At 40.9% G+C, this 2886-nt stretch carries 2 protein-coding genes and 1 pseudogene; 1 reads left to right on the plus strand and 2 read right to left on the minus strand.

The window, feature by feature from the left end; all coding sequences use genetic code 11:
- Positions 1-153: 153 nt before the first annotated feature.
- On the minus strand, positions 154-1344 hold the full coding sequence (gene metK / locus GEZ85_RS09995; protein WP_153210206.1) for a methionine adenosyltransferase: 1191 nt from the start codon (positions 1342-1344) through the stop codon (positions 154-156).
- Positions 1345-1461: 117 nt separating this feature from the next.
- Positions 1462-1664 (minus strand): annotated as a pseudogene (locus GEZ85_RS10595) (hypothetical protein).
- On the opposite strand from GEZ85_RS10595, the gene GEZ85_RS10005 reads away from it, so the two are divergent.
- The gene (locus GEZ85_RS10005) at positions 1625-2689 is read left to right on the plus strand and encodes a transposase (protein WP_153214852.1); all 1065 of its coding nucleotides are present in this window, start codon (positions 1625-1627) and stop codon (positions 2687-2689) included. The pseudogene GEZ85_RS10595 and the gene GEZ85_RS10005 overlap by 40 nt on opposite strands.
- Positions 2690-2886: the final 197 nt, after the last annotated feature.

The raw sequence follows: 2886 nt of genomic DNA on the forward strand, positions 1-2886 counted from the left end.
TTGTGTTATAGTGAATATGCATGGGATGGCCTTTCTAAATGATTTATTAAGCAATTCTATTTTACCAAGACTATCGTAACCATGCAAAAAAAGCAACGGCAAATCCGTTGCTTTTTTTGGAAATAAGAGACTATTGTCCCAGACTCTTCTTATCTATTTTACTGCTTCTTTCAAAGCATCTACCTTATCTAAACGTTCCCATGGAAGATCAATATCTGTACGTCCCATGTGTCCATAAGCCGCTGTTTGACGGTAAATTGGGCGCTTGAGGTCCAGCATTTGGATAATTCCTGCAGGGCGAAGGTCAAAGATTTGACGGGCTGCTTTTTCAAGCTTGCTTTCAGCTACTCTTCCTGTACCAAAGGTATCGATACGAACAGAGACAGGCTGCGCAACACCGATGGCATAGGCCAATTGCACTTCTGCTTTCTTAGCAAGACCTGCTGCAACGATGTTCTTGGCAATGTAGCGAGCTGCATAAGAGGCTGAGCGGTCCACCTTAGTTGCATCTTTACCAGAGAAAGCACCACCACCGTGACGAGAGTAGCCACCATAAGTATCTACGATAATCTTACGACCAGTCAGACCTGAGTCCCCTTGAGGTCCACCGATTACAAAACGACCAGTAGGATTGATGAAGAATTTTGTTTGCTCATCTAAGTAAGGAGATGGAATAACCTCTTTGATAATCTTGTTAATGACATCATTGTGAATTTGTTCGTTGCTGATCTCTGGATCGTGCTGAGTTGAAATCACGACTGTGTCCACACGTACTGGACGGTCATTTTCATCATACTCAACTGTAACTTGTGATTTGGCATCTGGGCGAAGATAGCTTATTTCACCAGTCTTACGAAGTTCTGACAGACGACGAACCAACTTGTGGCTGAGTGAAATTGGCAATGGCATGAGCTCTTCTGTTTCATCCACTGCAAATCCAAACATGAGCCCTTGGTCTCCAGCTCCAATTAAGTCCAATGGATCTTGGTCTGCATTTCCACGAACCTCCAAGGCTTCGTTAACACCTTGGGCAATGTCAGGAGATTGTTCCACCAAAGACGGATGGACTCCCACTGTCTCAGCAGAAAAACCATATTCTGTATTGGTATAGCCAATCTCTGCAATGGTATCACGAACCACACGGTTAATATCTACATAGGCATTTGTAGAAATTTCACCAAAAACGTGGACAGATCCAGTGTATACAGCTGTCTCAGCAGCAACGTGCGCCTCTGGATCCTTAGCTAAAATAGCATCCAAAATCGCATCTGAAATTTGGTCTGCAATCTTATCTGGATGCCCCTCAGATACAGATTCAGACGTGAATAATTTACGTTCTGACATAAAAATGTCCCCCCTTAAAAATAGTGTTATAGAGTTACAAAGTACTGATAGGAAAACTATTAATGATAAATACCTACCATCTTATCGGGACTATATAACTTTATCATTATACCATTTTTAAGAGCAATTTGCAGTCTTTAATGTAGTGTTTCTGTTTAGAGTCTGGGACAATAGTCTCTTATCTCCAAAAAAGCAGCGGATTTGCCGTTGCTTTTTTGCATGGTTGCGATAGTCTTAATAAAATAGAATTGCACAATAAACCATTTAGAAAGGTTATCCCATGCATATTCACTATAACAAAAATCAAACAACTTTACCACTAGAAATCAGTTCTTTCTTACCACAAGACCATCTCGTCTTTACTATTGAAAAAGTGGTGAATACTTTGGAGGATTGTCACTTCCATGCCTTCTATCATGCCTTTGGTCGCCCGTCTTATCACCCTAAAATGCTTATAGCTACTCTTCTATTTGCCTATTCACAAGGGATTTTCTCTGGACGAAAAATCGAAAAAATGATGATTGAAAACCTCGCTATGCAATACCTAACAGGACCGTTGGTTGTCAGCTATCGCACCATCAATCGTTTTCGAGTCGCTGAAGGGATGGAAGAACTCATACGTAATCTTTTCATGGACCTCAATCTTCGTTTAAAAATGGAAGAGTTAGTGACCTTAGATTGTCTGTTTATTGATGGTACTAAGATTGAAGTCAATGCCAACAAGTATAGTTTTGTGTGGAAGAAAGCGACAGACACCAAGACTCTTCTGCCATTCCTTGAAACCTATCCGCATGACTTGAAGACAGTTGTTGCAGATGCTGGATATGGAAGTGAAGAGAACCTCCTTCGTTTAGATGAAAAGGGGGTGAACCATCTGATTAAATATGCCATGTTTGACAAGGAACAGAAGAGAGGGTATAAACAGTCAGCTAGAAACTTAGCGAATTGGCACTATGATGACAAGGAGGATAGCTACACACATCCTGATAGCTGGTATTATCGTTTTCACCATATCAAACATCAGAAAACACAGACGGACTTTCAACAGGAAATCAAGGTTTACTACGCTGATGAACCTGAATCAGCCCCTCAAAAGGGACTGTATATGAACGGACGCTATCAAAACTTGAAAGCTAAAGAATGTCAGGCGCTTTTATCTCCCGAAGGAAGACAGATTTTCGCTCAACGTAAGATTGATGTGGAACCTGTCTTTGGGCAGATAAAGGCTTGTTTGGGTTACAAGAGATGTAATCTGAGAGGGAAGCGTCAAGTGAGAATTGACATGGGATTGATACTTATGGCCAATAACCTCCTCAAATACAATAAGAGAACGACTCAAAATTAAAAAGCTAGAGTTCCGCAATTGGAAATCTCTAGCTTTTTTGTGGCTGAGAACTATTTTGTCTCAGGTTCCATGATTTCATCGCTTTTGTAACCAAAATGAATCAAAAAAAAGAGCGCACAAAATCCCCTCATCTGAAAGCGTTTCAGATTAAGTTCCGCTATGGTGGAAGTTAGTGTGAGACGTTTGAATGGGGTTGA

This window comes from Streptococcus mitis, assembly GCF_009496205.1.
Taxonomy (GTDB): domain Bacteria; phylum Bacillota; class Bacilli; order Lactobacillales; family Streptococcaceae; genus Streptococcus; species Streptococcus mitis_BN.

Coding starts and splice junctions, on each gene's coding strand:
- metK (WP_153210206.1), bottom strand. CDS start 1,344: ATGTCAGAACGTAAATTATTCACGTCTGAATCTGTATCTGAGGGGCAT.
- GEZ85_RS10005 (WP_153214852.1), top strand. CDS start 1,625: ATGCATATTCACTATAACAAAAATCAAACAACTTTACCACTAGAAATC.